Genomic DNA, 26,905 nt, shown 5'->3' on the forward strand with positions numbered 1-26,905 from the left:
ATTGGAACCACAAACCAATAGAAAAATGCCCCTTAATTTTTTTGGGGGCATTTTTTACTATAGATCTTTAGGCCATTCCTAATTCATCTTAAATATTTCAGAAAATGACTACCAGATTATTCAGTACATCAATTTGAGAATTTCGCCTGAATTGCTTTTAAAAACATATCAGCAGCTGCGGAAAAAGACTGATGCTTCTTCCAAACAATATTTAATCCTGATTCAAGTCTTGGCTCCAGCGGTCTAAAACAGAGGTTACTATCACTAGACGTATTCACTATTTTATCAAGGGCTATTGCATAACCAATGCCCTCCTCAACCATAATCGCAGCATTATAGGCAAGATTGTATGTTGTCACGACGTTTAATTTATCAAAATCTTCACCAAACCAATCTGCAAATTCATTTTTAGAAAATGTCTGTTTCATAGCCTGGCGTGAACAGATTAGCGGAACATTTAATAAATCCACTGCTTGAATGGTATCTTTTAAAGCTAAAGGACTGTCTTTCCTCATAATAACGCCCCAAATATCTTTGGCTGGGATATTGATGTAATTGTATTTTGATAAATCAGCTGGCTGGATTAATATACCAAAGTCAAGCAACCCCTTGTCAAGCCGTTCAGTCACATCGTCTTCGTTACCGCTGTAAAGATGGTGCCGTATATTTGGATAATGTAACTGTAAATCTTTTACTACCCTTGCAATCTGTTTCATGGCGTCTGTTTCCCCTCCGCCTATGTAAACATCACCACTTATTGTTTCTTCCATGGAACTAAATTCCGCCTCTAATTTATCGACCAAATCAATGATTTCTTCTGCTCTCTTTCGCAAGAGCAATCCTTCATCTGTGAGAATGATCCTGTGACTACTGCGAATAAATAGTTTTTTCCCTAACTCTTGTTCAAGGTCTTTTAATTGTCTTGACAAGGTTGGCTGTGTAACATGCAAAAAATCTGCAGCAGCCGTCATGCTACCTTCTCTTGCGACAGCAATAAAATAGCGCAAAACTCTAAATTCCATCTAACAAACCTCCTTTATGATGTTTTAGTATATACGTTTTAGAAATACTCATAAAGCATATCACGATATAAGATATAAGCATTGGATATATCAAAAAGGCATAGTTAGAATAAATAGTAATAACAACAGTAGAAAGGATGGTGTTTAGTATATCAACAATTAAAGATAAAGTTGTTGTAATTATGGGAGCATCAAGTGGAATTGGTGAAGCAACCACCAGGAAACTGGCAGAAGAAGGAGTGAAATTAGTCATTGCTGCTCGTCGTGAAAATCGCTTAAAAACTCTTGTTGAATCATTGCCAAATGCCAAAATTTTATATGCTGTGGCAGATGTAACCAATAAAGACGAAGTTCAAGCAGTTGTCAATTTAGCAGTTGAAAAATATGGCCGCGTAGATGTGCTCTTCAATAATGCTGGAGTGATGCCAACTGCGCCACTTTCAGAAAAACGTTTTGATGAATGGCGGCAAATGTTGGACATCAATATCATGGGTGTTTTAAATGGCATAGCTGCGGTGTTACCGATCATGAAAAAACAACAATCCGGTCAAATTGTTACGACTGACTCTGTTGCTGGACATGTTGTTTTTCAACAAGGTGCTGTTTATTGTGGGACTAAATTTGCTGTTCGCGCCATTATGGAAGGGCTGCGTCAAGAAGAACGCGAAAATAATATCCGGAGCACGCTTATCTCTCCAGGAACGGTAGATACTGAACTTCATACAACCATTAAAGACCCTGAAAATCGCGAAAGGGTGGAAAATCTTCAGCGTACGATCGGTTTACAATCAAGCGACGTAGCCGATGCAGTGGCTTATGCAATTAGCACACCTGAAACCGTTGCGGTAAGCGAAATTATCATTCGACCCACTAAACAAGTTGACTAATGGAAGTTGCGATTAACGAAACAATATTTCCAAGAATACTGAACGCATTAAATTGTGTAATTAAGATTTTGCCTAAAATTTGAGAAGGGGTGCTATTCATGATGTCCACTATGAAAAAGTTTAAAATGAAAAAAAAATCTATTATCACGCGTGTACTCACAGTGATAGCACTTGGGTTACTTTTAACCGGGACCATTGTTGCATCCAAGACCAGCGTTGGCGCTGCATACACACCGGACATGTCCAATGGAGCAGACAACTTTTACAAGAGCAACAAGATAACCATGAAGAAGGTTGAGTTTAAAAATCAATACAACATGAATGTTGCAGGGAATCTTTTTATTCCCAAAGGTTTGAAGAAGAACACCAAAAATCCCGCAATCATTGTCGGACATCCCATGGGCGCAGTAAAAGAACAAAGTGCGAATTTGTATGCCCAGAAAATGGCTGAACGGGGATTCGTTACTCTGTCCTTGGATTTGTCGTTCTGGGGAGAGAGTGAGGGTCAGCCTCGCAACGCTGTTTCTCCGGATATCTATGCCGAGGATTTTAGTGCTGCGGTGGATTTCCTGGGCACCCGGTCATTTGTTGACAGGGAGCGGATTGGTGTTCTCGGGATTTGTGGCAGCGGAAGCTTTGCCATCAGCGCAGCCAAGATCGACCCGCGCATGAAGGCCATTGCCACAGTCAGCATGTACGACATGGGTGCCGCCAATCGCAACGGGCTTAAACACTCGCAGACTCTCGAGCAGAGAAAAAAGATTCTCGAGGAGGCAGTGGAGCAGCGCTATGTGGAGTTCACAGGTGGTGAAACCAAATACACCAGTGGGACAGTACATGAACTGAATGAAAACTCTACCCCTATTGAACGTGAGTTTTATGATTTCTACCGCACCCCTAGAGGAGAATTTACTCCCAAGGGCTCGTCACCTGAACTCACGACACACCCGACGCTGACTAGTAACATCAAGTTCATGAATTTTTACCCGTTCGAAGACATAGAAACGATTTCTCCTCGTCCGATGCTTTTCATCACGGGTGAAAACGCTCATTCCAGAGAGTTCAGCGAAGACGCCTACAAGCTGGCGGGGAAACCGAAGGAACTCTACATTGTTCCGGGCGCAGGTCATGTAGATCTGTACGACCGGGTGAATTTAATCCCTTTTGACAAGCTTGAGTCCTTCTTCAAAGAAAATCTGAAGAAAAGATAAGGTTTGTGTTTGAAAATCGTAGAGAGCTTGGAGTACCAATGCACTTCGAGTGAACCCGCTGTGTGAATCCTGCAACTCTTGTAGGGATTCACACTTTTTTGTCTGAATTGATTCCACGTTATGCAGAGTTTTTTATAGTTGGCGGATATGACGAAAAGAGAAAAAGTCAGTATGAAAGGAAGTCCTTGCTCTAAAGAAAACGATATTACTCATAATAGGGGCTCAGCTGCTATGGAAGATATATAAGAATAGATATAACACCCAATGTATGGGCCCCTTTACGCAGCTAGAAAATGACCTTTTCCTGAAGGAAGGAGATCCGTTTTATGACTAAACGTAATAATTTACTTATATTTATAATGGCGGTAGGCGTTTTTGGCATTATCAATACTGAAATGGGCGTTATTGGGATATTACCTTCCCTTGCTGAACACTTTGATGTCAGTGTTTCAAAAGCAGGATTGCTGGTGAGTCTTTTCGCCCTTGTTGTTGCAGTATCGGGTCCAACTATGCCGTTATTATTTTCGGGTATCAACCGCAAGACCGTCATGTTGCTTGTACTAGGTATTTTTGTTATAGGTAATATTATTTCCATTTTTGCCTCTAACTTTACCGTTGCTTTAATATCTCGTGTCATTCCAGCTTTTTTCCATCCCATTTATTGTTCATTGGCTTTTACAGTAGCTGCTGCATCAGTCAGTAAGGACGAAGCCCCAAAAGCTGTATCTAAAGTATTTATAGGAGTATCTGCCGGTATGGTGGTTGGGGTACCCATCGCAAGTTTTATTGCGAGTACAACCTCTTTACAAATGGCGATGGTATTCTTTACTGCTGTAAATGCTATAGCATTCATTGCTACACTCCTATTTGTACCATCTATGCCGGTTAAGGAAAGACTTTCATATGGAACACAATTATCCGCATTAACCAAATCAATTGTCTGGCTTTCCATTATTGCAGTCATCCTTCTCAATTCAGCTATATTCGGGGTTTATAGTTATTTTGCTGAGTACATGAAAACTGTTACAAATTTCCCTTCGAATACTATTACACTAATGCTTGCCATTTACGGTGGAGCCAATATCATTGGGAACGTTATGGCAGGAAAGTTACTTACTAAAAATGCCCAGAAATCTGTAGTAGCTTTTCCTTTTGCACTGGGAGCAGTTTATATCCTATTATTCCTATTTGGTCAGTATTCTCTACCCATGGCATTCATTACTATAGTTTGGGGAATTTTAGCTGGAGTAGGAGGAAATATAAATCAATATTGGGTTATGTCTTCAGCTCCTGAAGCTCCTGACTTTGCCAATGGATTATTTTTATCATCCTGTAACGTAGGAACAACAATTGGTGCAGCTCTAGGTGGACTATTTATATCTCAAATCGGTACACAATACGTCGTATTAGTTGGACTTTTATCGTTAATATTGGGTTCGGTCTCTATTTTTCTAAGAAAATATATGTATAGTTTACAAAACGAAGCTCTAGAGAAGAAAATAATTTAACATTCTATTAAGTTGGCTTTCATGATCGGTTTCATCACCCGTACGAGTATGCAGAAAGAGATTTACATTATAACGAATGGGGTTTTATATGGGCCTTGCTCTTTTATTAAAAATTATAGATTCCTACCACTCTATAAAAAAGTATAGACGTAAAATGTGTCTAAAGAACCTGAAGAACGGGTAAATAATCATAGTGAATGGAACAGAAGGTAATTTTTAATGAGGGAACGTGTTATTGGCGTATATGAAAACGAACAACTAGCGGCTGAAGCTGTTGAAGATTTAAAAAAGAAAGGCTATACATCTGAGCAAATTTCAGTTATAGCTAAAAATACAAATAAATTATCTGAAATAACACAAGAGGTTAAAGCCATCGACTAAGGATGGGGCCATTGCAGGAGCTGCTACTGGAGGAGCCATTGGATTAGCAGGCCTGATCGTAGGGTTATCCGCTGTATTGGTTCCCGGAGTTGGCACTGTATTGGCTGCGGGCCCTATCATTACCACGCTGGGAGGAGCAGTTGTGGGAGCAAGCTCTGGTGCTGGCGGATTACTGCACGCTCTTATTAATATTGGAGTCCCAGAAGATCAGGCCCAACGCTATTCTAACGATGTTCAGGATGGTAAAATACTGGTGTTTCTACAACCCTATGAGTAATAATGAAATAATTGGATAATATAACCGAAGTTTAAAGATTCATGAAAACACACTAAGCCTGAAAGTGTTTTGTAATTATAACACCCCATTGTTCCAGAAAGGTTTTATCTTCGACACCTTCACTAGTTCAAGCTTGGAAAACCAAGTTAGTACGGTAGAATACGTTTCTCCACCTCGATCGTCCCAGTCGGATTTTCCCCAAAAGGTTTAGGTCGCTGCTACTGCCTCCCCTTCTGGTTCAAGTAAGTCTGCCTGGATTGTCTAATGCCCACCTTTTTTTAGTCACTCCCCTGTGACCGCAATAACTGCAGTCGAAGTGGTCTGATTATTCTCTTACTCGAGTAAAATTGCGTCCAAAGAAAATGGATGTGAAAATATGAACCAGAAAAACGACTGCTCTTTTTGAACAATCGCACCCATTCATATTATAAGGTCAGCCAGGTATATAACTGGTTGACCATTTTTTATATGATTGCCACAGTTTTTTTTAGTTCCCCCATTGCTCCAGAAAAGGTCTCTTCTTCAAACACCTGCGTTACTTCAGATTAGTATGGTGAAATACGTTTTTCCCGCCTGCCTATGAAGGTCCTGCGCGAGCGAGGATAAATTATTAATTCACTGGCCTTACTCATTAGCATAAAAGCTTTGATATGCTCATAACCATTTTTAGAACAATCGAACATGTTGTTATGCAGTGGTTGAAACAGGAGGTGTGTGAGTATTAAAAACAAGATGATGCCTATATTGATCAATTGGTATTTACATTATTTCGATTAAGCACGAGGGACTATAGGAACAGGTTCCAAAACATTCAATACGGAGTGGATCATTTTATGACAAACAAGCTTCTCCCAGGACAGGAACTCCTGGAAAACCAACAGCTTACCGCGGCAAATGGGCGAGCATTCTTAATCATGCAGGGCGATGGAAATTTCGTGCTCTACGAAGTACATAAAGGCAAACACATCCCTGTCTGGGCTTCCGGTACCAATGGCAGTGGCGGCGTTAAAGCAGTCATGCAGCATAATGGGACTCTTGTTGTATGTAAAGCGAATGGCGAGGCGGTCTGGCATTCTCCTGGTACCGAGGGGAATTCTGGGTCATACCTCATTATGCAGGACGATGGGAACGCCGTAATTTATACTAACCAGGGAAAAGCGCTTTGGGATTCAGGAACATGGCGCCATAGTCGAAGGCTTGATTTTAACCCCGCTGTTCACGGGTTTTTGTTTCCAAACGAGTTTGTCAATGCTGTGGCCAACATTCCCGGTCATGGACAGGTGAAAACACTGGGAAGATGCGGCGGAATGGCTTTTGCGGCGCTCGACTACTTCCTTAAAGGCATCCCTGTTCCGAAATATAGCGGGAGCTTGTTTAACGGAGAGGTTCCCCCAGATGGACACTGGCTTGCCGATTACATCTACAGTCGACTTATGGACAGCTTCCTCGTCCCTTCCTCGATTAAGTATGTGCATTGGACCGTGGCATCCGACCATTCTACCTGGCTAGGCGGAAAAGGTGTAAGCCGCTGGACGAAGGAGGAAGAATTCCCCAAACTGCGGTCATCCATCGACTCAGGTCGGCCGGTTGTCCTTGGAATGGTAGATGCCACTAACCTTGCGCAGATTGGATCAGAAAATCATCAGGTTCTGGCCTATGGATACGAGTGGCACTCGAAGGCCAATATCATGAAAGTATTCGTATATGATAAAAATACGGTGGGAAAAGAGGTCGTCTTGTCCTCCGAACCTGGAAACCCGCACTTTGACGCCACGAATAAGACTAACGACCCTTGGCGAGGATTTTTTGTGGTTGATTACCAGCAGAAAAACCCGCCTGTATTCACGATGCAGCCTCCAGCAGCCACTGATGCAATCCGTTACGGCCAAACGATCAAGCTTAGTCATCTCATGACGGGACTGACACTACATTCGCATGCACTCTACTATGGACACAGCAGAAGCTCAGGTCAACAACAGGTTACCTGCTTCAGAGGGGCCGATGACAATGACCTATGGAAGGTCAAGGGGCCCCATGGTACCCAGGCAAATCACAGGAGCAATGAACCAGTGCAACACGGAGATGTCATCAGGTTCGAACACGTGCTTACCCAACTCAACCTGCATAGCCATTCAGGACACCCTTCCCCTGTTACGGGCCAGCAAGAGGTGACTTGCTTCGGTTCTGGAGGTCAGGGAGACAGTAACGATAACTGGCGTGTTGAGGTTGAAGGCGGAGGACAGTGGAACGGACAGCGACGAGTCCGGCTTATTCACCTGAATACAAACCATGCACTCCACTCCCACCGTGGGCACAGTGATTCCCGCTGGACAGCCGGCCAGCAAGAGGTAACCGGCTTTGGCGGACGTGACGATAATGACTGGTGGTGGCTCCTCGAAATCCGGTGATTGTTTCCTGGGAAACATCCGCCCCCCAAGATAATAGACTGTAAGGATTTAGAAACCGTATTTTGCTAACCGGTAGAACTCGTTATTTCGATTGTCATTTTTCCGGTGTGCGGACAAACAGGAGTGCTAATAGAGCGCCCGCAAATGCGACTATTCCACACCAGAAGAATGCTTGTTGATAGCCTTCATTAAGAATTAGCTCTTTAGCTCCGGTAGCACTTGCCGTTGCTGCTGCTGCAATCGAAACTATAACAGCTAAACCAACTGCAGATCCTATCTGATATGTTGTATTATACAAACCTGAGGCAAGACCGGACTCTTCTGATTTTGCCTCAGATACTGCTGCCGTGGTTGCTGGTAGATAAGCAAGTGCATTTCCAAGTGCTGCTAGTAGCAGCGGGGTGAATACGTCGCCCCAATAATGACCATTGACTGTATTACCTGAAAATAAAAGTCCTGCAATACCAAGAATGATAAATCCAATCATCATTGTTATTTTCATACCCAATTTATTCATAACCCTTTCAGCTAGCACAATCATGAATATAGCCATCAGGATCGGCGCAGGCAACATTCCCATTGCTGCCTCGAAAGGTTCATACTTCATCACTTGCTGCAAGTATAAAATAAGGAAATAAATCAGTGGGAACCAAGATGCAGATAATAATATAAGCGATATATTCCCCGCTGCCAGATTAGGCGCTTTAAAGATGCTTAGCGGTACAAGTGGATCTTTTCTAAACATTTGGATAAGGATAAAAATGATAAATAGAATGCCACCCATTACTAAAGGTAATACAGTTGAAAGTGCTTGCCAGCCATTTTGTTCTACATTTACGATACCATAAACGATTAAAACGAGTGCCGCTGTAACAGCAATGGCACCTGCATAATCAATGCGACCTGTTTTTGGCGTGCCTTTTTGTAGAAGCTTTGGTGCTAAGTACATAACGATAATAGAAATTGGGACATAAAAGAGTAATGTCCAACGCCAGCTAAAGAGTTGTGTCAATACACCCCCAAGAACGATACCAAGAGCACCGCCTGCTGCTCCAGAAAGCCCCCAGACTGCAAGTGCCTTCCCCAATTCTTTCTTATTGGCAGAAAATAATATCATAACAATTGAAAGTGCTGACGGTGCAATTAAAGCAGACCCAACACCCTGGATTCCTCTTCCTATGTTCAAAGACATTTCATTCCAAGCTAAACCTGCGAATAAGGACGAAACAGCTAAAATTGAAATACCCCACATAAAAATGCGCCGGTGACCGAATAAATCAGATAGTTTTCCTCCTAAGAGTAGTAATCCTCCAAACATAATCAGAAAAGCGTTCATAACCCATTGTAAATTCGCTTCCGTATATCCAAGTGCATCTTTAATAGATGGTAAAGCAACTTGAACAACAGCTGAATCCATCATTACTATAAAATTCGCAAATCCCAATAAAGCCAATGCCTTCCAACGCTTTGGATTGGGTTGCAAAAGTGATTGTGTTTTTGACATGTTTTAATCTCCTCTTTTTGCTGATTGGCTATATTGATTCATAGTGAGCCTTCAGCTTTTTAATTTAAAACTGGTTTAAAAGGATCGATGGTTAAAATCAGGTTGTCTTTCCCAATTCTTTTTAGGAATTTATGAAAGGTCTCACGTTTCTTTCCCGTTCTTGAATAGACCACTATGATATCTTCCACGGCATGGTACAATTCATCTGCTGTTAGGTTTTCCTTTAGCAAGAAACCAACATCAGCGTCTTTCCCTTTTGCCTTTCCTCCAACATATAAATCATACAAGTCTCTATTTTTCATAATCCCTATATATCACTTAACAAAGGTTCACTACACCCAACAGGGCATCCCGTATAGGCAACCTTAAGGGTGAATGGAACTGGTTTCCCGACAATACGCCGATTCAGCTCTTTTGCAACGGGCATCCCTTCTTCTTCTTCCCCTTTGCAGAAATTACAGGTTTTTAAGCTCTTTACAAAGTTTCCAACCGGATAACATGCTAAGCCAACACTTTGAAATTCTTCTATGATTTCTTCTTTCTTGTTTACAGGGATGTCTAGATAGATTTGTTGAAATGTGGTTAATTCAATCTCCTCATCTTCATTCAGATATTTTGAAATTGTCCCAAGTTGCCTTGAGTTTAATTTTGCCCCAAACCCTATTCCTCCATTTACGGCTATCTTACTATTTTTGCTGTTACTCTCCATATTCATTTCCCCTTCCTTTTTTATAAGTACCATACCCGCGAATGGTATCTTAAGCTATCAAAGAGTTCCTGTAGCCAAAGGCTGCAGGCTTATTAATTGGCAATATTCAATAACTAATTTGTTTCTCTAAAATTCGCCATGTTTATCACCTTTTAAATATACCCCCATGGGGTATATTTTATTGTTAAAAATATCTTAATTTATCAGAATGATGACTCTTTCTTTCTGATGGCAATCCAGTTTATTTCCTCACACATTTAATCTCAACTCACACTAATAATTTACTTTACCCCCCTATGGTATGTCAAGAGGTAAATACTAAAGTATAATTATCTTATGTCATTCTTATACCCTACCCCCCTAATGTTTAAAAGCTGTTTATTAGGGAAAATTCTTTATGAATAAACCGGAAGGGGGTATATTACTAAATGAATTGACACTTTCAAAAGGTTGTTCTTCAAGGTGGACCGAAATAGTAATTGTTTTCATGTGGGATCACTTTATAAGGTCAACTTTAATCGAGTTGGAATGCAGTATTAACAGCCTTTGATACTGCATGATAGTTGGATTTAATATCTTGTACACCAATTACTAAGATAAGTATGAAAATATTTTAAGGAGGTACAATCAAATGTCACATGAACAATACCAATCTGTACTTGAATTACTCCACGAATGTATGGTCGCATGCAATCACTGTTATGATGCTTGCCTAAAAGAAAATCATGTAGGGATGATGGCAGAATGTATCCGCTTGGATAGGGAATGTTCAGATATTTGCAGTTTCTTAGAACAAGCAATCACGAGGGGAACTCCATTTGTTAATGAACTTGCTGAAGTTTGTGCAAAAATTTGTGAAGCTTGTGGAAACGAATGTAAAAAACATGATCATGACCACTGCCAGAGATGTGCTGAGTCATGTTTCAAATGCGTAGAAGCATGCCGCAACCTAATCGCATAATAAGACTTTGGAAAAGAAGAAGTGAATCTATTAAGGATTCACTTCTTCTTTTCATCAACTGATTTAGTGACTGATGAACAACGAGTTCTATCAAAAGTATCTACCACCAATGTTTACCGCGGAATTTGTTTTCCATCTTTGAAGAATCCCCCTTTTCGGGTCCAACAGTCGTTAACCAAAGGATAGACTCAGCTGCTTATTTGGAGCCCTTGGAGCAGATGGTCCACCCATATCTGAACTTACCCACCCGAAAACCCTCACCTCTACCCCAAAACCCTGGCTTCATATTATAGTATCGCTGTAAAAAAACTCGACAGGCTCAGCAGGCCTGTCGATTTTTTGTCATGCATATTGTTTGTTTTCGTCCTTCTTAAAGAAGCTCTTCATGGAATGGAATACATCGGCCTTCTGCTTGAGGATATAGTAGCGGAATTTCTCATCTTTGATGTTTTTGTACGCGGACATTAGGTCGAGTGGCGGTTGTACTGGTTTAGTTAGCCACCGTCTATCCTTACAGGAAATGACTTTTGCCTTAACTATGCATTGCTCTTATGCTTTATTATCCTCGTACTGTCCTAGTGAAATTCTTTGGCTATCCAAATGAACACCCTTACGAAGTAATTGACCGTCTGTGTGTCAGAATGGAAAATTGCAGGGTCAACTTATTTATCCGCTAAGGGACCCTGCTGGCTTTTTAAAACATTAATGTGGCGAATTCATCACCTTGTGGCCGACTAAGACGCGGCGGATGAAGAACGCTATAACCAAGCCAATCAGTGCTATGATCATCGTGAACAGGAACACGTTTTGTGATCCAGCCGTCATCGCGTTTGCAATTTCGGCCTGTTTGGACGGAGCGGAGGAGCCATGCAAGTATTTCTCCATACCGCCCGTAAGGATACTGATTGCGACCGCTGTTCCAATCGCGCCCATGACCTGCTGCAGTGTGTTCATGACTGCCGTGCCGTGCGGGTATAACTCCGGCGGCAGTTGATTTAGCCCATTCGTTTGAGCAGGCATCCATATCATGCCTACCCCAACCATAAGCCCGATATGCAAAGACACCATAAAGGCCACTGAAGAAACAGGAGACAGGGTAGTAAAAAACCATAACATGACTGAAACAATCACGAGGCCGGGAATAACGAGCCATTTCGGCCCATACTTATCGAATAAGCTCCCCATACGCGGGGAGAGGATACCGTTCAGCGCGCTGCCCGGCAAAAGCATGAGTCCCGCAGTGAACACAGACAATCCTGCACCCGTCTGCAAAAACATCGGCAGGATAATCATGCTCGACATAATGATTAACGTACACGACAGTACCAGGAGCAGCCCAGTGACGTACATCGGATACTTGAAAACGCTCAGATTCATCATTGGATCGTGCATAAGATTCTGCCTCAGAATGAACAGTACCAGCGCAACAAGCCCAATGATAATTGATGTTACTACGACCATGCTGCTCCAGCCTTCAGCTCCTTCGCCCGCCTTACTGAAGCCAAAGACAACTCCTCCGAAGCCCATTGTTGACAATAAGACAGATAATAGATCGATCCGAGGCTTTGTGACATCTGTAACGTTTTCCAAATACTTCAGCCCTATCAACAACCCTATAACCAAAAGTGGCAGCGAGAACCAGAAGATATAATGCCATGTTAAATACTCGATTAATAGACCACCTATGGTCGGGCCGGTTGCTGGCGCAAACATGATAACAAGTCCAACGAATCCCATCGCCGCTCCCCGCTTTTCCGGCGGATATATAACAAGAATGGTATTGAACATAAGTGGAAGCAACAATCCCATGCCTGCCGCCTGTAAAACTCGGGCGAACATCAGCATTTCAAAATTGAACGCGAGCGCCGCAATCAATGTACCGGTGATTAAGCTTATGAGCGAACCTGTGAACAGCTGCCTCGTCGTAAACATCTGCAGCAGCAACCCGCTCATGGGCATTAAAATGCCGAGAGTCAGCAAGAACCCGGTTGTTAACCATTGTGCGGTTGCAGCCGAAATTTGGAACACTTCCATTAAATTAGTCATGGCTATATTTAGAGCGGTCTCGCTAAACATGCCAACAAAACCGCAGATAAGCAGCGATGCCAAGATGGCACGCGTATTGTATTCTTTCTTCATTTCATATCTCCTTGTAAATCACTTTATTTTTTAGCAAATCCTTGTTTGTTTAAATACTCGAGCATGAATGGCAGTCTGCTTCTTTCAAGATGATCCTCAATATGGTCTTTCCAGCCCTTTACTTTCTTTACTGTGAAAGGAGCTTTAACAGGACGATCTTGGTAATACTCACGCATCTGTTGGTCATAAGTTGCTAATTTTTCTTCATCCAGTGGCTGATACTGATTATCAAACATGACCATCGATTGAGGCAGTCGTGGTTTTAATCCAGGCTTCTCTCCAGCAGGATGGCCTATGCATAGACCAACTAAAGGAACCACATACTTTGGTAAATTTAATACCTCTGTTAATTCTTCAATATTAAGTCTTACTCCACCGATATAGACACCACCGAGTCCCATTGATTCAGCTGCAGTTAATGCATTTTGAGCCATTAGCCCAGCATCGAATGACCCTATTAAAAGGTATTCAATATAGCCAAGGTCCACATTGGGAGCAATCTGATGATTTCGGTTAAGATCTGAACAAAAAATCCAAAACTCTGCTGCTTCTTCTATATAAGGCTGATTAGCAGAGAGCTGCATGACTTTTTTTCGAAGATCTGGCTCTGTAATTCTAATGATGGAAACCGCCTGTAAAAGGCTGAAAGACGAAGTTTGATTAGCTGCCTTAAAGATTGCATCACGTTGTTCCTCTGTCAGTGGTTCATCTGTGAAAGACCGAATGGATGTATGATTATGAAGCAATTCAAGAGTAGCATTCATTTGAATCCTCTCCTCTATTAATATATTAATATTTAGCATTTCCATATTGGTAAGGAACTCCCATATTCTCTCGCAGTGTTTTTCCTTCATATTCTACAACGCTTCTATTGAGTTAGACGTTCCAATGTTACAGCCGATACACCAGCACAAACAATGTCCTTTCCATGTACGTCATAATTCGCATGACCCTCAGTTCGGTAAGACAGGATTTTAGCGTCAGAAATGCTTCCATAATGTCCACTTTAATCAATTAGCTGTACCTCCCTTCCAAATGGCAATTATCCTAGATTGCCATTCATAAAGTACCAGCGATCACCTCTATTATGAAGGTTCCCTTTTTTCTTCAGGGTCCTTAATTGTTTAAAAATAGAAGCTTGCGAATTCGTTTCTTCCGTTACTAATAAATTGTTTGTTTTTGAATCCAGACAAGATACAATCTTCTTTGCGCTTATTCCAGGGTGTTCTTTTATACAAGTGAGGATAATGTCCTCAATTTCCATTGGTCACATTTCTCCTCTGTTTAATAAAAGTATAATGTTCAAGGCTCTTCTTAATCAGATAGAATATCGATTCTTTGGATAAGGTAAACCTAAATTCCCACGCAAAGTTTTTGCTTCATATTCTTCACGGAAAATTCCTCTTTCTTGTAAGAGTGGAACGACTAAATCAATAAAGTCATCAAATCCTGAAGGAAGCTCCTGTCTTATCAGCAATAGATCCAGCGCCCCAGCTTCGTGCCAGTGTTGAATTTGATCTGCCACCTTTTCTGCCGAACCAAAAAGTTTTGGTTTTGGTATACGGTAAATCGGCATCAGCGCTTGCAGCTCCTGGAATTTTTCCTCAGCTTCTCTTTCTGTCTGTCCTACAATCGGATTATGTGAAATCGCAAGTAGGAAATCATCAAACGAACGCCCTTCTAACTCCACTCTCCTCTTTAACTCTTGACTAAAAGCTTTTGCATCTTCTAAATTATCAGCCGGGAGAAATACACCGTCGGCATGCTTTGAGGCAATATTCATGAAATCCCGAGAAGAGCCGGCTTGGAAAATAACCGGTCTTCCTTGTCTGGAACGGCTAATATTTAAAGGGCCATCTACTGAAAAATAGTTTCCTCTATAATTTAGAGCATGCATTTTTCGATGATCATAGAATACTCCACTTTCTTTATCTCGTATAAAAGCGTCATCCTCGTAGGAATCCCAAAGACCTTCGACAATCTCTAAAAATTCTTTTTTCATTGGATACAAGTCTGCTTTAGAAAGATGAGTGCGACTATAATTCGCTAATCCTCCTGGATTCGAAGTAACGGCATTCCATCCTGCCCGGCCATTGCTGATTTTATCAAGAGAAGCCATCTGACGGGCAACCGTGAATGGATCTGCATAGGAAGTTGCAATTGTGGCAGTAAGCCCAATAGAATGAGTCACCATGCTTAAGGCAGATAGAATACTTACACCTTCAAACATACTTAGATAATGAGGAATCATCCCCGGTCCAATATGGCTGACATCAACTAAAAAGATGGTGTCAAACTTTCCTTCTTCTAATCTTTTAGCTTTTTTTACGTAGTAATCGATGTTCTCACTGGCATTAGCTGGCATATCCGGGTGACGCCACCCCATGTAATTCCAGCCTACTCCATCTATAATCCCACCGAGCTTCAGTTGTTTTTTCTCTTTCATTCATTTCGCCTTCTTTCATTCTAGTCTGGTTAACTATTTAGAACTAAAATCAAATTCTTCCGCCAGTAACTGATAACCCTTTAGCCGGCTTGCTTGGTCAGGATAAAAATCCGCGATCATAATTTCATCTACTAAAGCTTCATTTGCCATCCGCTTTAACTTTTCAGCAACATTGGCTGCACTTCCAATAACAAAACGGTCTTTATTATATTGACGCGCTTCCTTTTCCTGTGGTGTATAAACATACTTACTTGCTTCTTCCGTTGTTGGAAATGAAAGATCCCTTGAACCTGTTGCCATTCTTGCCCACATTAATTCCACGGGCCCTGCCAAATATTTTGCCTCTTCCTCTGTTTCTGCAGTAATAACTCCAATTGCCAACATGCTCTTTGGCTCATTCATATAAATAGATGGCTTGAAATTTTCACGATAGGAACGAAGCATTGGTATAGCTAATCTAGGTTCCAAGTGGGCTGCAAACACAAAACCAAGTCCTTTATCGATAGCGAACTGCACACCGCCCTGGCTGGAACCTAACATATACAGATCGGGTACTAATAATCCATTCCCTGGAACGATTATCTTCTTGAAGGGATGATGAGCTGGGAAATTTCGTGAAAAAAACGAGAGTAATTGATCTAATTGTTCTGGAAAGTCATTTGAAGTAACTGACTCTTGTGAACGTTGTAAGGCTAATGCAGTTAATCCATCTGTTCCCGATGCTCTTCCTATTCCAAGGTCTACCCTGCCAGGATAGAGGGCTTCGAGTAATGTAAAGTTTTCCACTACTTTCAGAGGACTATGGTTAGGTAACATAATCCCTCCTGAACCTACACGTATATTTTGGGAATGTGAAGCTGCGTGCAGACTTAACAAATCAGGAGATGTACTGACTTGGCTAGGAGTATTATGATGTTCCGTGAACCAGTATCTCTTATAACCTAATCTATCGGCTAGTTGGACCATCTCTGTTGAATTTTTTAAACTTTGAATAGGATTACTACCAGCATATACATGTACAAAATCTAAGATAGATAACGGTAGATCATTATCAAGTTCATTTTTGACCATTAAATAAAACTCCTTTTAATCAATGATAGAAACCACCTGCAAAAGGCTGAAAGATGATGTTTGATTAGCTGCCTTAAAAATGGCATCCCTTTGTTCCTCTGTCAGTGGTTGATTCGTAAGAGAACGAATGGACGTACGATTATCTAGCAATTCAAGGGTATTATTCATTTGAAAACTATTAATTACTGTTATCATTCAGCCTTCCGTATTGATAAGGAACCCCCATGTTCTCACGCAGTGTTTTTCCTTCATACTCTTTGTGGAACAAACCGCGGTCTTGCAAAATCGGGACAACCAGTTCCACAAAATCAGCAACTCCATCATAGGCTATATCCGGAACAACCGAGAAGCCGTCACATGCACCGGCCAAAAACCATTCTTCCAAGAAGTCAGCAACTTGTACGGGGGTACCTGCCACTACTGGATGATAGTTAATGACCCCATGGGCAAGAACATCTCGAATGGATAGCCCTTGTTTCAGCAGATCTAAAGCTCTGTCGGAACGTGGATCCATTGGGTTGGCATATGCCTTTTTCAACATGTCAGCTGATAAAGGTTGATCAATATCTACTGAGTGCACCGATAGTGGTAAGCCAACCATGGAACCAAGGTAACTTACTCTTCCTGGTATCTCCTCTGGATTAAAACTCATAAGCTGTCTTCGCCGCTCTAAACCTTCTTCTTCAGTTGAACCGATGGAAAACATAAAACCTGCATACATCTTAATATCATCAGGATTTCTGCCAAAACGGGCAGCACTTTGTCGAACCGCTTGCCTATGTTCACGAGCAGATTCGATATCATAAGGATTTGCATAGACACCAGAAGCGTATCTCCCTGCCAATTCCAAACCTAATTCCCCTCCGCCTGCCTGGAAAATAACTGGTTGACCTTGCTCAGAAGGAGGGATTGGCAAAGGACCACGAGACGCATAATACTGCCCTTGAAGATTGATAGGCTGAATTTTGTCCATGTCGGCAAATTTTCCGCCTTCTACATCTAACGTCCAAGCGTCTTGTCCCCAACTCCCCCACAATGCTTGGACAATTTGGATGGATTCATGAGCCATGTTATATCGTTCTTTGCGACTGGCAATCTGAGCACCAAAATTTGCTGCAGCTGCTGGATTTGATGTGGTAACCGCATTCCACCCTACACGCCCATGACTTATAACATCCAGTGCTTTGAACTGACGTGCTATGTTATATGGATAATTGAATGTCGTTGATAGGGTAGCAACAAGCCCAATATGTTTCGTTTCCCTGGCTACAGCCATTAGTGCTAACATAGGATCCATAGGGAACATGGGAGTCTGAGGACCTAAGTCATTGTATAATCCAGGAGTATCAGCGATAAAGATCATTTGAAATTTTCCTTTTTCAGCTAATTTAGCTCGCTCCACATAACTATCGGTATTTGTGTAGGCTGCTGGGTCGGTGCCAGGCATTCTCCAAGCGCTAAATTCGGCTCCGTACCCCGAAACCATTTGTAGTGCTAGTTGCATCTGTTTTCTTTTTTTCATGTATTTCTTCCCCTTTATTTTTAATAGGCTCCAAGTAAGCAAAAGAGCCGCAGTTTATTAGTTCTAATTACATTTCAGTGAAATAATATTTAGCTTGCTAACTAATTTATGGTGAATACCCAGCACAGACAGTTTTCTCTTTGGTGCCCTTACTAAATTGTGGCGTACAATACTCATAGTCTTTGGATTTTGTATTAAGTGCCAAACATTTATTTAGCAGGCTAAATATCAACATAGAGGAAACTTAGAACAAGTTTCTCTCCATTCGCTTCATAAGTTCCCTTAAAATTAAGCGTTCTTCCGGTAAGATTGAACCGAGTAATTTTTCTTGCTGCTGTTTCCATTTGAAATCAACCGGTTTCTCTAATTCTTTGCCTTTGTCTGTTAGATAAATTCGCATAACCCTTGCATCCTGTTCATCACGTTTACGGTATATGAACCCATTCTGCTCCAGCGATTTAACCATATTTGTTACCGTAGGCGGCTCGCATTTTAAATGTTCACATAGTTGCATTTGTGTTATTCCATCACCTAACCACAAACGAGCGAGTAGTCTATCCTGGCCTACATGAAGATTAAGTTCTCTTAGATTTTCGCTATAATCTCGACGCATTTTGGATGAAATTTTATCTAACGACTCACGGATATCGCATCCAACCTTATTATCGTTCATGAATATGCCTCCACTACTAAAATGTACTTAGCAAGCTAACTATATCACGTTTGAAATTTAGTGGCCATTTATCTTAAGGGACCTACTTTCATATTACGGGCTATATTTATCTAGAACGGAGGTCAAATATATGGATCCATCAATAAGATTGAGCCCTTCATCCACATCAGCTATTTCATAATGTCCAGACTGCATATTACTCCATTGCCTAACAACTTGTTGTATGGAGTAATTTTATTACTGAACTCAGAATAAAACCATTTCTCATCTTTGTGAAGAGGACAATAAAAATTGCCGTAGTACATTTTTTTGTACTAATAGCTTAGTTAGTACAAAAAAAGCTGCCCCAATGACAGCTTCAGTTAGTCTACCTGCTCCCCGAACTTCTTCCCGAACTCTTCCATCAAATCAATGATAGGAATGAATTCTTTCCCTTTTGAGGTTAATGAATAATCCACTCGAGGAGGAACCTCTGGATAAACTTTTCGACTTATTAAGCCATCGCTTTCTAATTCTCGAAGTTGCTTTGTAAGAGAACCTTGTGAAATGTCCCATAAAAAGGCTTTAATTTCACTATAGCGACGCTCTTTGTTCTTTAAATACCAAAGAATGATATATTTCCAACGTCCAGAAAGTATGTTTTGGGTATAGGCAATGCCATAAACCTCTCTTTGTTCCTTTATACACTCTTTGTCAAATCCATCCTTACAGATCCTAGACACCTTTTCACCTGCTTTCTACTGTTTAGTACAAAAAAATGAACTACGTCCATTTTTATTGCCTACTTCAAAAAGATGGGAAATCATTTTATTCTAGTATGTGTAACAGAAATACACAATACATTTTTATTATCTAATATATGTTAATCGTTTAATAAACATATGATTGTGTAACTTTAAACAGAATAGCTCTTTCATATACAAAATACATTAGGAGGAACAATAATGAGATTTGGAATTATAGGTGCAGGACCAATTGGGTCAATCATTTCAAAAAAATTAGTTAAGAATGGACATGATGTCAAAATCGCAGATGCACGAGGAGTTGAACGTTTAGAAGGAAAGGAGTTTGCTGGAACAGCTGTGCGCGTAGAGGATGTAATTAAAAATATTGAAGTTCTTATAATATCTCTCCCAATAAAAGCACTGCCAAGCATTCGGAACATTATCGATCAAGTCGGGGAGGAAGTAATCATTATAGATACTTCAAATTATTATCCTTTTAGAGACGGAAAAATTGAAGAAATCGAGAACGGGATGGTTGAAAGCGTTTGGGCTTCAAATCAATTAGGCAGACCTATCATTAAAGCTTTCAACAACTTATTAGCCTATACTTTAGAAAATGAAGGAACATCCGAAGATTCTAGTGAACGAATTGCGATGGCAGTTGCTGGTAATGACCCATCACAAAAACAAGTAGTCATGGACATAGTATACGAGCTAGGCTTCGACGCAGTAGACAGTGGTTCTTTAAGTGACTCTTGGAGACAACAGCCAGGAACTCCTGCTTACTGCACAGAGCTAACAAAAGATGAACTCACGAAAGCGTTGAAAAAGGCAAATAAAGAAAAAGCACCATTACTGCGGGATAAGGTGATGGAAAGGTTCGCAGAGCTTCTTGCAGAAAAAAAGGGAGTTGAATTTTCACATAATGATATTGTGAATATAAACAGAGAAATATACAATTCATAAAAACAAAAGGTGCACTTAGATAGAGCGCACCTTTTTTACCCATATATATCCATAAAGTTGTGAAGATATAGGTACCTATTTCCTTTTTGATTGGTAATTCTTACATCTTACAAAACTCATTCCAGTCCGATCTCAATCTTTTTCAAAAACAGACCCTAAGTATGATTATATTTTAAATCCCTCTTCCACTCCCTCAATAAAAGAAGCGAACACCCGGTTATTCCAGGTTTTTCCCTTTAGGCATCCATGAAGCGAAATTCGCGCCTGATCAGAAAAAATAAAAAGGGATCGACACTTTCAATACTAGATCTGCGGCTGGGTTGGTTGGTTAACTAGGGTGGGAGAGCCCACCCGTTTTTTGTACTAGGCCATTTATGGGCAATTTATTAACATCTATTAACATTAAGAAATTCTATGGATGGCTAGCGTATTTAATCAGGGCTACCGGAACATTTATATCATCAATATTAATATGTCCGAAACCACCCGTTTCATTGTCCACAACCTTAATGTATCGTCTTCCCTATATTCAATGGCAAAAGAACTTTCCTTTATATCATCCCAATTTTTTATCTTCATAAAAAACCCCCTCACACTGAAAGTCAAACTTCAGCATAACCTTTAATTGAACCATTCTTCCTCTTTTTGATTATATTTATCAATAAGTTAAAAATTCAGCCTATTCTGTTAAAATAAAAGCGTATTTTTTTAGTAAGTAGAAAAATAATTTAGAGAAATCTTTATTCATACAAACCTACTGGTATCTGAATAAAAAAGCTGCATGGATAGTTGTTGAATCCTCAACGTAAACCACCGATAGTGGTCACAAATATTAAAACAAAAAGCAAAGTCGTTCTCTCCAACCATTCTGCCTCGTTTTGTTAAGTGTAACCTTCACAAACCCAAATATCTTTTAACATAAAAACCTACTCACCTGTTTTATTTCTAAAACTAAATACAAAATCCTCTTGGTTTGAAACTGGTTAGCACATATTTTAAAAGATTGTATTTCCGATATTAAATCCTAATACTCCTTGAAATGACAATAAACATAACAAGCGCGAATTAGCATTTAAATTCGCTTGTTATGTTTATTTTTCCACCTGTCAAACTGAACTACTTAGGAGGATTATTTCCTCTATTTGTTTATGGATGGTTGAAGAATAAAATTATTGACTTCCCAGGTGGTCCTTTCTCAAATTTTAAATTTTGCGTCTAAGCAGAATTTAAACCCTTAGAAACCACTCCCCCCCCCCTTGCAGCATAATCGAAAGCATGATGATGATACAGGGCTAGAGACACAAGTGGGATAGAGCCTGTTCCATTTAACTGTTTCTTTCAGTTGCCGTTCCTCGAATGATTAGCTCTGGAGACATGACAATGCGTTGTTTGACTTGTTGCGGATTCTTGATTTCTTCCACTAATAATTCAATAACTTTTTTTCCCATTTCACGGATCGGCTGGGAAACCGTGGTTAATGGCGGATAAGACATTTTTGCCAGGATTGAGTTATCAAAACCTACGATTGATAACTCCTTTGGAATATCTAATCCATATTCCCGGGCACCTTGCATCACACCAATTGCAAGAGTTTCCGTTGATGCAAAAATCGCTGTGGGCGGTTCGGGTACATCTAATAGTTCTACCGTTGAATTTAATGCATCGCCATAGCTCGTATTATTGATTGCTACTAATTCTTCATTGTAAGGGAGACCACCTTGCTCAAGAGCTTGTTTGTAGCCTTCCAGTCTAGATTGGGTGACAGGGAAATAAATGTCCTCTGTAACCATGGCGATTTTTTTATGTCCTAGTTTTATCAGATAGGACGTCGCTTCAAATGCTCCTAAGAAGTCATTCACGACTACTGTGTTTACGGCTAACGAAGGAACTTCCCTCGCCAATAAGGCTACTGGAATCTCATCGTTTAATAACTCCTGCAGGGCAGCTGTATTTTTTAATCCTGTTGCAATAATAATTCCATCTATATATTTTTTCTTTAATACTGAAACGTATTCCATTTCCTTTTCTAAATCATTATCGGTGCTACATATCATCAAACTAAACCCAAATTTACGCCCATGATCCTCAATCGCCCTTGCAATTTCGGCCATAAACGGATCGGCGATGTCCGGAATTAATAGTCCGATTGTTTGTATTCGTTTTTTGACTGATGCCGCAACACTAGGTTGATAATTTAATTTCTGCATCGTCTCTTCGACTTTTTTTCTTGTTTTCTCGCCAATCCTTCCTGTATTATTTAATACTTTTGAGACTGTAGAAATGGCGACTCCGGCTTCTTTGGCAACATCATAAATAGTTGGTTGTTTCATTCCGTCTTGCTCCTTCCCCTTCGGCACCTTCATCTATCGTTTATTTTATTATTTTTATAGGTAGATGAAAATGAGTAGGAAGGGGTTTTTTCCTTTAATACTCTTTTCTCATAAAAAGTTAAAACTCATTTCATTCAATTCATATTATACTGATTCAACTGATAACGCTTTCAATAGTCCTCAAGCACTCCCCTTGCCAAAAAAATATAAATGGGATTTTCTCTATTTATAAATCTATTTTTCTTTGACTTAAATCAGCCACGATTTTTGGTTTCCAATAAGTTTCAATCTCTTCAAGGGTTTTTCCTTTTGTTTCAGGGACCCATTTCCATACGAAAAGGAAAGAAAGGATACACATGACTCCATAAAAACTATAAGCTACGCCAGCGCTTATTTCCAGTAAAGACGGAAATGTCGATGAGATCAATAAATTACTTCCCCAGTTTGCCACAACGGTGATTGCCATCAATTGACCTCGAATTTTATTCGGGAAAATCTCAGCAGCTAGCACCCATACAAGCGGCCCAAATGATAGGTTATAAAAAGCGACAAAAACTAAAATGAATAAGAGCGCACCTAACCCCATCGAATCTGCAAATGCTAACGACGCTACACCAAACATTCCGACTGCCATCCCTACTGATCCGATTAGAAGCAAAGGCTTTCTTCCCCACTTTTCTACTAGCGTGAGGGCGATGAAAACAAAAATCAAGTTTACAACCCCAATGAGAATTGTTTGTAGCATAGAACCATCTGCACTTGCTCCCATATTGGCAAAGATACGTGGTGCATAATAGAGAATCACGTTGATCCCTACAAACTGTTGTGCAGCAGCTAATAAAATCCCAACGAGAACGACCAACCTTCCATAGGAAAAGATTCCCGCTTTAGGAGTTTTAAGAGCGGCAGTATTATCCAACGTTTGTTTGATCTCTTGATAAATTTCTTTGGCAATTTTCTCCGATCCATTTACTTTCGTTAAAATGGCCATCGCCTCTTTATATTTCTTTTTCGAAATTAAATAACGAGGCGTTTCTGGTACAAGAAATAAAAGACCAAAGAATAATAGAGCTGGGATGGCTTCAGAAGCAAACATATATCTCCATCCAAGATCGTTAATCCAACTCATGCTTTGCCCGGCGGCAATTCTCCAGTTTACAATATAAACAGCCAACATCCCAAAGATAATGGCTAGATTATTTAAAGTGACTAATTTTCCGCGAATATGTGCAGGAGAGGTTTCACTAATATACAAGGGCCCTAATCCTGAAGCCAACCCTACACCGATTCCACCAATAATTCGATAGATGTTAAACATAATGAAAAGACCCATCGTTGGCTCACCTTTTGTAAAGAATAAAAATTCAGGATAGCCGGAAAGTACAGCGGAAATAAAAAATAAAACCGCAGCAACTAGGAGAGAATTCCTGCGACCAATTCCATTCGAAAGGACCCCACTAATTAATCCCCCTACCACACAACCAATCAGAGCACTAGAAACCGTTAATCCGTGGAATATTGTACTTAAACCAAGACTATCAATCAAATAAACTTGTAAGGAGCGCTCAGCACCGGATATCACAGCTGTATCGTAACCAAATAGTAGTCCACCTAGTGCGGCAACCATAGATAGAAAGATGATATATGTCATATTTTGTTTCATTGTAACAAACTCCTTTCATGATCGATTTACTTCTCTTTTTCTTTAAAAAGGTCTGGATATTCTTTATCACTAGCCGATGCTGGAATCATGCTGACATTGACTCAGTTGCCATACCCACATCCTAAAATTTTACAAAAGGACTATAAACCAATCAATCTAAAGCGTTCAATCTAACCCCCCTTCTCTTCACAATCTACCTTTAAAGAGTCCTATTTCGTTAAGCTTGAACCTTAACCGCATCCCATTCTCTTAGCTGTTTGAGCGATTCTTTGTAGTAACTCACAACGATATCTAAATAGTTTCCATCCTTGACCGGTGTGAAGGGGTTTGGTCCTTCCGCAACCATTTCCATAATAATCGGTCCCTTATAGCCAATCTCAAGTAAAGCTGCAACTTGCCCTTTCAAATCCGCATGTCCGTCCCCTAGCCCTTGCCGGTTTGAATCAGCGATATGATAAACCCCTAACTTGTCCCCTGTTTCTTTAAGAGCCTGGATTGGACAAGCTTCCTCAATATTCATGTGATACGCATCTAAAAGAATCTTAAAACTTTTACTATTAATTTCATTTAATAAGGATAATGCCTCTTTCGCGGTGACGATTTGATGATTTTCATACCGGTTTAGGACTTCGAACACGACCTCAATCCCAAGCTCCTCCGCTTTCCGTACAACGGCTGATGTACTATCCACAAGAAATTCCCAATCTCTCGCTGCATCTCCACTGCCTTGCGTTTTCCCAACATTCCCATGTAGACAAATTCTTTTCGTCCCTAATTCTTCGGCCCAATCTAGTAAGGCTAAAAAATATTGAACCGCACTATAACGAACCTTTTCATCATCACTTGAAATATCGACATTCTCTGGCGTCACGGATAAAACCTTTAAATCACACCTATCTAAAAGCGCTTTCAATTCAGCAGGGTTTTGGGATAAATCTCCTTGAACCTCTACGCCGTTTACACCAATTTCCATTGCCAGTTTGCACTTTTCTTCCAAAGATAGATTCCCAAATGTCCATAAACAAAGTCCATAATCTCGATTCATCTAGATTCCCTCCAAGTATAATTTGGCAACTTTTCCATTTAAGAGGGGATCATCTGATCATCTCCCCTCTTTTGATATTTTTTCCTCAGAAAAAGCGAATGAATTAAACTAAAATGTGTTGGTCAAGCTTAATGGGTAAGTTGCTTTTTACGGACTCAATGCTTGCTAAGGCGATTTTCAACGCCCATCGAGCATCCTCAGCCGTTGCGAGCACCGGTTTTTGATGAATCACACAGTCTACGAAACTACTTAATTCAGCAACGTAAGCATCAAACAGTAAATCTTGATCATACCGACAAGTATCAAAGCTTACCCCATTCTGGTTATATCTTGTCATGCTTGATTCACGAATTCCTCCAGCTGTAATCATCCCTTCAGCTCCAAATACTTCTGCTCGAACATCATATCCATATACAGCCTGGAAATTCGCCTCTGTTGTCGCTATGGCCCCATTATCAAATTTGAGCGTTACTACAGCGGTGTCGAGCAAACCCTTCGCTTTTAAGTCTGGTCGAATGAGTGCATCTGCAACTGCATAAACTTCGACAGGCTTAGCACCAGGATTTAAATACATTAACGTATCAAAGTCATGGATTAATGTTTCTAAAAAGATGGTCCACTCAGGAATTGTCTCCGCTCGATTTAACTTTGGATCTCTCGTGGTCGATTTTAATAATTGTGGAGTGCCAATTTTCCCTGAAGCAATTTCTGTGTGTGCAGCTTTGAACCCTTTCTCAAATCTCCGGTTAAAACCTACTTGAACCAAAACATTTCTTTCCTCACTCGCTTCAACAATTTCATTTGCTTCAGTTAAATTGACTGCCATCGGTTTCTCACAGAAAACCGCTATCCCATTTTTAATCGCAGCCAGAACATTACTAGCATGCGTACGTGCTGGTGAAGCAATCACCACAGCATCTACTCCGGGGTCTTGGATTAATTCCATTGGATCTGTGTATGCCTTTGTATTAACATTTAGTTGACTGATAAGTTTTTCAGCAGCACCTGGAACAGGGTCAGCAACCGCATACAAAGTAGCTTGAGGCAATCGGTTCGCAATTGTCTCCCCGTGAAATGCCCCCATTCTTCCAGCACCGATCAAACCAACATTTAGTCTTTTCATACACTACCTCCTGATTAATTATGTAGGATATACAAACACGCGTGAATTTAGGAAAGTCCTTTCCTTTGATTTGAATTTTATACCATTATATTTACATTAGTCAAACTATTTAAAATACATTGATATATATTTTCTATCATAATCTCCTATAATTTCCCGAAACATACCCATCATATGAGCTGCACACTGGTAAAAATCCGGGAAACTAATGATGATTTTTGTTGTTCCTTATTAGGAAAGTTCTTTCCTTAATTCTATACTCACACACGAATCAAGGTAAAATTAAAAGGCATGAGAACGGTACAATGCACCAACTCATGCCCTAATGTCTGCC

At 40.4% G+C, this 26,905-nt stretch carries 23 protein-coding genes and 2 pseudogenes; 7 read left to right on the forward strand and 18 right to left on the reverse strand.

The window, feature by feature from the left end:
* Nucleotides 1-128: 128 nt before the first annotated feature.
* Nucleotides 129-1,022, reverse strand: coding sequence for a LysR family transcriptional regulator (locus tag EV146_RS02140; protein WP_132001310.1), 894 nt, complete (start codon nt 1,020-1,022; stop codon nt 129-131).
* 149 nt (nt 1,023-1,171) lie between these two features.
* Here EV146_RS02140 and EV146_RS02145 point away from each other — a divergent pair, with 149 nt between their 5' ends.
* The 5 genes from EV146_RS02145 (at nt 1,172) to EV146_RS02165 (ending at nt 7,694) form a co-directional block, all read left to right on the forward strand.
* Nucleotides 1,172-1,909, forward strand: coding sequence for an SDR family oxidoreductase (locus EV146_RS02145; RefSeq protein ID WP_132001504.1), 738 nt, complete (start codon nt 1,172-1,174; stop codon nt 1,907-1,909).
* Nucleotides 1,910-2,034: 125 nt separating this feature from the next.
* The gene (locus EV146_RS02150) at nt 2,035-3,120 is read left to right on the forward strand and encodes an alpha/beta hydrolase (RefSeq protein ID WP_132001508.1); all 1,086 of its coding nucleotides are present in this window, start codon (nt 2,035-2,037) and stop codon (nt 3,118-3,120) included.
* Nucleotides 3,121-3,446: 326 nt separating this feature from the next.
* Entirely contained in the window at nt 3,447-4,628 is a 1,182-nt protein-coding gene (locus EV146_RS02155; RefSeq protein WP_132001313.1) for an MFS transporter, read from the forward strand.
* A gap of 219 nt (nt 4,629-4,847) precedes the next feature.
* Entirely contained in the window at nt 4,848-5,009 is a 162-nt protein-coding gene (locus EV146_RS02160) for a general stress protein (RefSeq protein ID WP_132001316.1), read from the forward strand.
* A gap of 1,098 nt (nt 5,010-6,107) precedes the next feature.
* Nucleotides 6,108-7,694 carry an MIR domain-containing protein gene (locus EV146_RS02165; RefSeq protein ID WP_199232650.1) on the forward strand — a complete coding sequence of 529 codons (1,587 nt, stop codon included), beginning with the start codon at nt 6,108-6,110 and terminating at the stop codon, nt 7,692-7,694.
* A 94-nt stretch (nt 7,695-7,788) separates the two neighbouring features.
* On the opposite strand, the gene EV146_RS02170 is transcribed toward EV146_RS02165, so the two are convergent.
* Entirely contained in the window at nt 7,789-9,198 is a 1,410-nt protein-coding gene (locus EV146_RS02170; protein ID WP_132001322.1) for an MFS transporter, read from the reverse strand.
* A 59-nt stretch (nt 9,199-9,257) separates the two neighbouring features.
* Nucleotides 9,258-9,907 (reverse strand): annotated as a pseudogene (locus tag EV146_RS02175) (nitrite reductase).
* Nucleotides 9,908-10,538: 631 nt separating this feature from the next.
* On the opposite strand from EV146_RS02175, the gene EV146_RS02180 reads away from it, so the two are divergent.
* Nucleotides 10,539-10,868: a four-helix bundle copper-binding protein gene (locus EV146_RS02180; protein WP_132001325.1), complete on the forward strand. Its 330-nt coding sequence runs from the start codon at nt 10,539-10,541 to the stop codon at nt 10,866-10,868.
* Between the two features lie 342 nt (nt 10,869-11,210).
* Here EV146_RS02180 and EV146_RS02190 read toward each other — a convergent pair.
* The 11 genes and pseudogenes from EV146_RS02190 to EV146_RS02240 form a co-directional block, all read right to left on the reverse strand.
* Nucleotides 11,211-11,362, reverse strand: a pseudogene (locus EV146_RS02190) (sporulation protein YhbH); the annotation flags it as partial.
* 208 nt (nt 11,363-11,570) lie between these two features.
* The gene (locus tag EV146_RS02195; RefSeq protein WP_132001328.1) at nt 11,571-13,007 is read right to left on the reverse strand and encodes a DHA2 family efflux MFS transporter permease subunit; all 1,437 of its coding nucleotides are present in this window, start codon (nt 13,005-13,007) and stop codon (nt 11,571-11,573) included.
* A gap of 23 nt (nt 13,008-13,030) precedes the next feature.
* Entirely contained in the window at nt 13,031-13,771 is a 741-nt protein-coding gene (gene nfsA, locus EV146_RS02200) for an oxygen-insensitive NADPH nitroreductase (RefSeq protein ID WP_132001511.1), read from the reverse strand.
* Between the two features lie 104 nt (nt 13,772-13,875).
* Nucleotides 13,876-13,995, reverse strand: a complete 120-nt coding sequence (locus tag EV146_RS02205) for a ribosomal-processing cysteine protease Prp (protein ID WP_422392466.1) — start codon at nt 13,993-13,995, stop codon at nt 13,876-13,878.
* 54 nt (nt 13,996-14,049) lie between these two features.
* The gene (locus EV146_RS02210) at nt 14,050-14,271 is read right to left on the reverse strand and encodes a hypothetical protein (protein WP_132001331.1); all 222 of its coding nucleotides are present in this window, start codon (nt 14,269-14,271) and stop codon (nt 14,050-14,052) included.
* A 54-nt stretch (nt 14,272-14,325) separates the two neighbouring features.
* Complete coding sequence (locus tag EV146_RS02215) at nt 14,326-15,453, reverse strand: NtaA/DmoA family FMN-dependent monooxygenase (protein ID WP_132001334.1); 1,128 nt, start codon at nt 15,451-15,453, stop codon at nt 14,326-14,328.
* A gap of 33 nt (nt 15,454-15,486) precedes the next feature.
* Nucleotides 15,487-16,524: an LLM class flavin-dependent oxidoreductase gene (locus EV146_RS02220; protein WP_132001337.1), complete on the reverse strand. Its 1,038-nt coding sequence runs from the start codon at nt 16,522-16,524 to the stop codon at nt 15,487-15,489.
* A 15-nt stretch (nt 16,525-16,539) separates the two neighbouring features.
* A complete protein-coding gene (locus EV146_RS02225) occupies nt 16,540-16,692 on the reverse strand; it encodes a nitroreductase family protein (protein WP_241993780.1) in 153 nt (50 codons plus the stop codon).
* A 10-nt stretch (nt 16,693-16,702) separates the two neighbouring features.
* The gene (locus EV146_RS02230; protein ID WP_132001340.1) at nt 16,703-18,046 is read right to left on the reverse strand and encodes an NtaA/DmoA family FMN-dependent monooxygenase; all 1,344 of its coding nucleotides are present in this window, start codon (nt 18,044-18,046) and stop codon (nt 16,703-16,705) included.
* Nucleotides 18,047-18,290: 244 nt separating this feature from the next.
* Nucleotides 18,291-18,719, reverse strand: a complete 429-nt coding sequence (locus EV146_RS02235; protein WP_132001343.1) for a MarR family winged helix-turn-helix transcriptional regulator — start codon at nt 18,717-18,719, stop codon at nt 18,291-18,293.
* Between the two features lie 362 nt (nt 18,720-19,081).
* Nucleotides 19,082-19,441, reverse strand: a complete 360-nt coding sequence (locus EV146_RS02240) for a winged helix-turn-helix transcriptional regulator (protein WP_132001346.1) — start codon at nt 19,439-19,441, stop codon at nt 19,082-19,084.
* A 222-nt stretch (nt 19,442-19,663) separates the two neighbouring features.
* Between EV146_RS02240 and EV146_RS02245 the strand changes: the two genes are divergently transcribed.
* Nucleotides 19,664-20,410, forward strand: a complete 747-nt coding sequence (locus EV146_RS02245) for an NADPH-dependent F420 reductase (RefSeq protein ID WP_132001349.1) — start codon at nt 19,664-19,666, stop codon at nt 20,408-20,410.
* A 1,325-nt stretch (nt 20,411-21,735) separates the two neighbouring features.
* Here EV146_RS02245 and EV146_RS02250 read toward each other — a convergent pair.
* The 4 genes from EV146_RS02250 to EV146_RS02265 all read right to left on the reverse strand — a co-directional run bounded on the left by EV146_RS02250 (nt 21,736) and on the right by EV146_RS02265 (nt 26,571).
* The gene (locus EV146_RS02250) at nt 21,736-22,740 is read right to left on the reverse strand and encodes a LacI family DNA-binding transcriptional regulator (protein ID WP_132001352.1); all 1,005 of its coding nucleotides are present in this window, start codon (nt 22,738-22,740) and stop codon (nt 21,736-21,738) included.
* A gap of 226 nt (nt 22,741-22,966) precedes the next feature.
* Nucleotides 22,967-24,403 (reverse strand): D-xylose transporter XylE, encoded by a 1,437-nt coding sequence (gene xylE / locus EV146_RS02255; RefSeq protein ID WP_132001355.1) that lies wholly within the window; start codon nt 24,401-24,403, stop codon nt 22,967-22,969.
* A gap of 217 nt (nt 24,404-24,620) precedes the next feature.
* Complete coding sequence (locus tag EV146_RS02260; protein ID WP_132001358.1) at nt 24,621-25,448, reverse strand: sugar phosphate isomerase/epimerase family protein; 828 nt, start codon at nt 25,446-25,448, stop codon at nt 24,621-24,623.
* Nucleotides 25,449-25,551: 103 nt separating this feature from the next.
* Entirely contained in the window at nt 25,552-26,571 is a 1,020-nt protein-coding gene (locus tag EV146_RS02265; RefSeq protein WP_132001361.1) for a Gfo/Idh/MocA family oxidoreductase, read from the reverse strand.
* Between the last annotated feature and the right edge of the window lie 334 nt (nt 26,572-26,905).

It is taken from the genome of Mesobacillus foraminis (assembly GCF_004340465.1).
Taxonomy (GTDB): domain Bacteria; phylum Bacillota; class Bacilli; order Bacillales; family Cytobacillaceae; genus Mesobacillus_B; species Mesobacillus_B foraminis.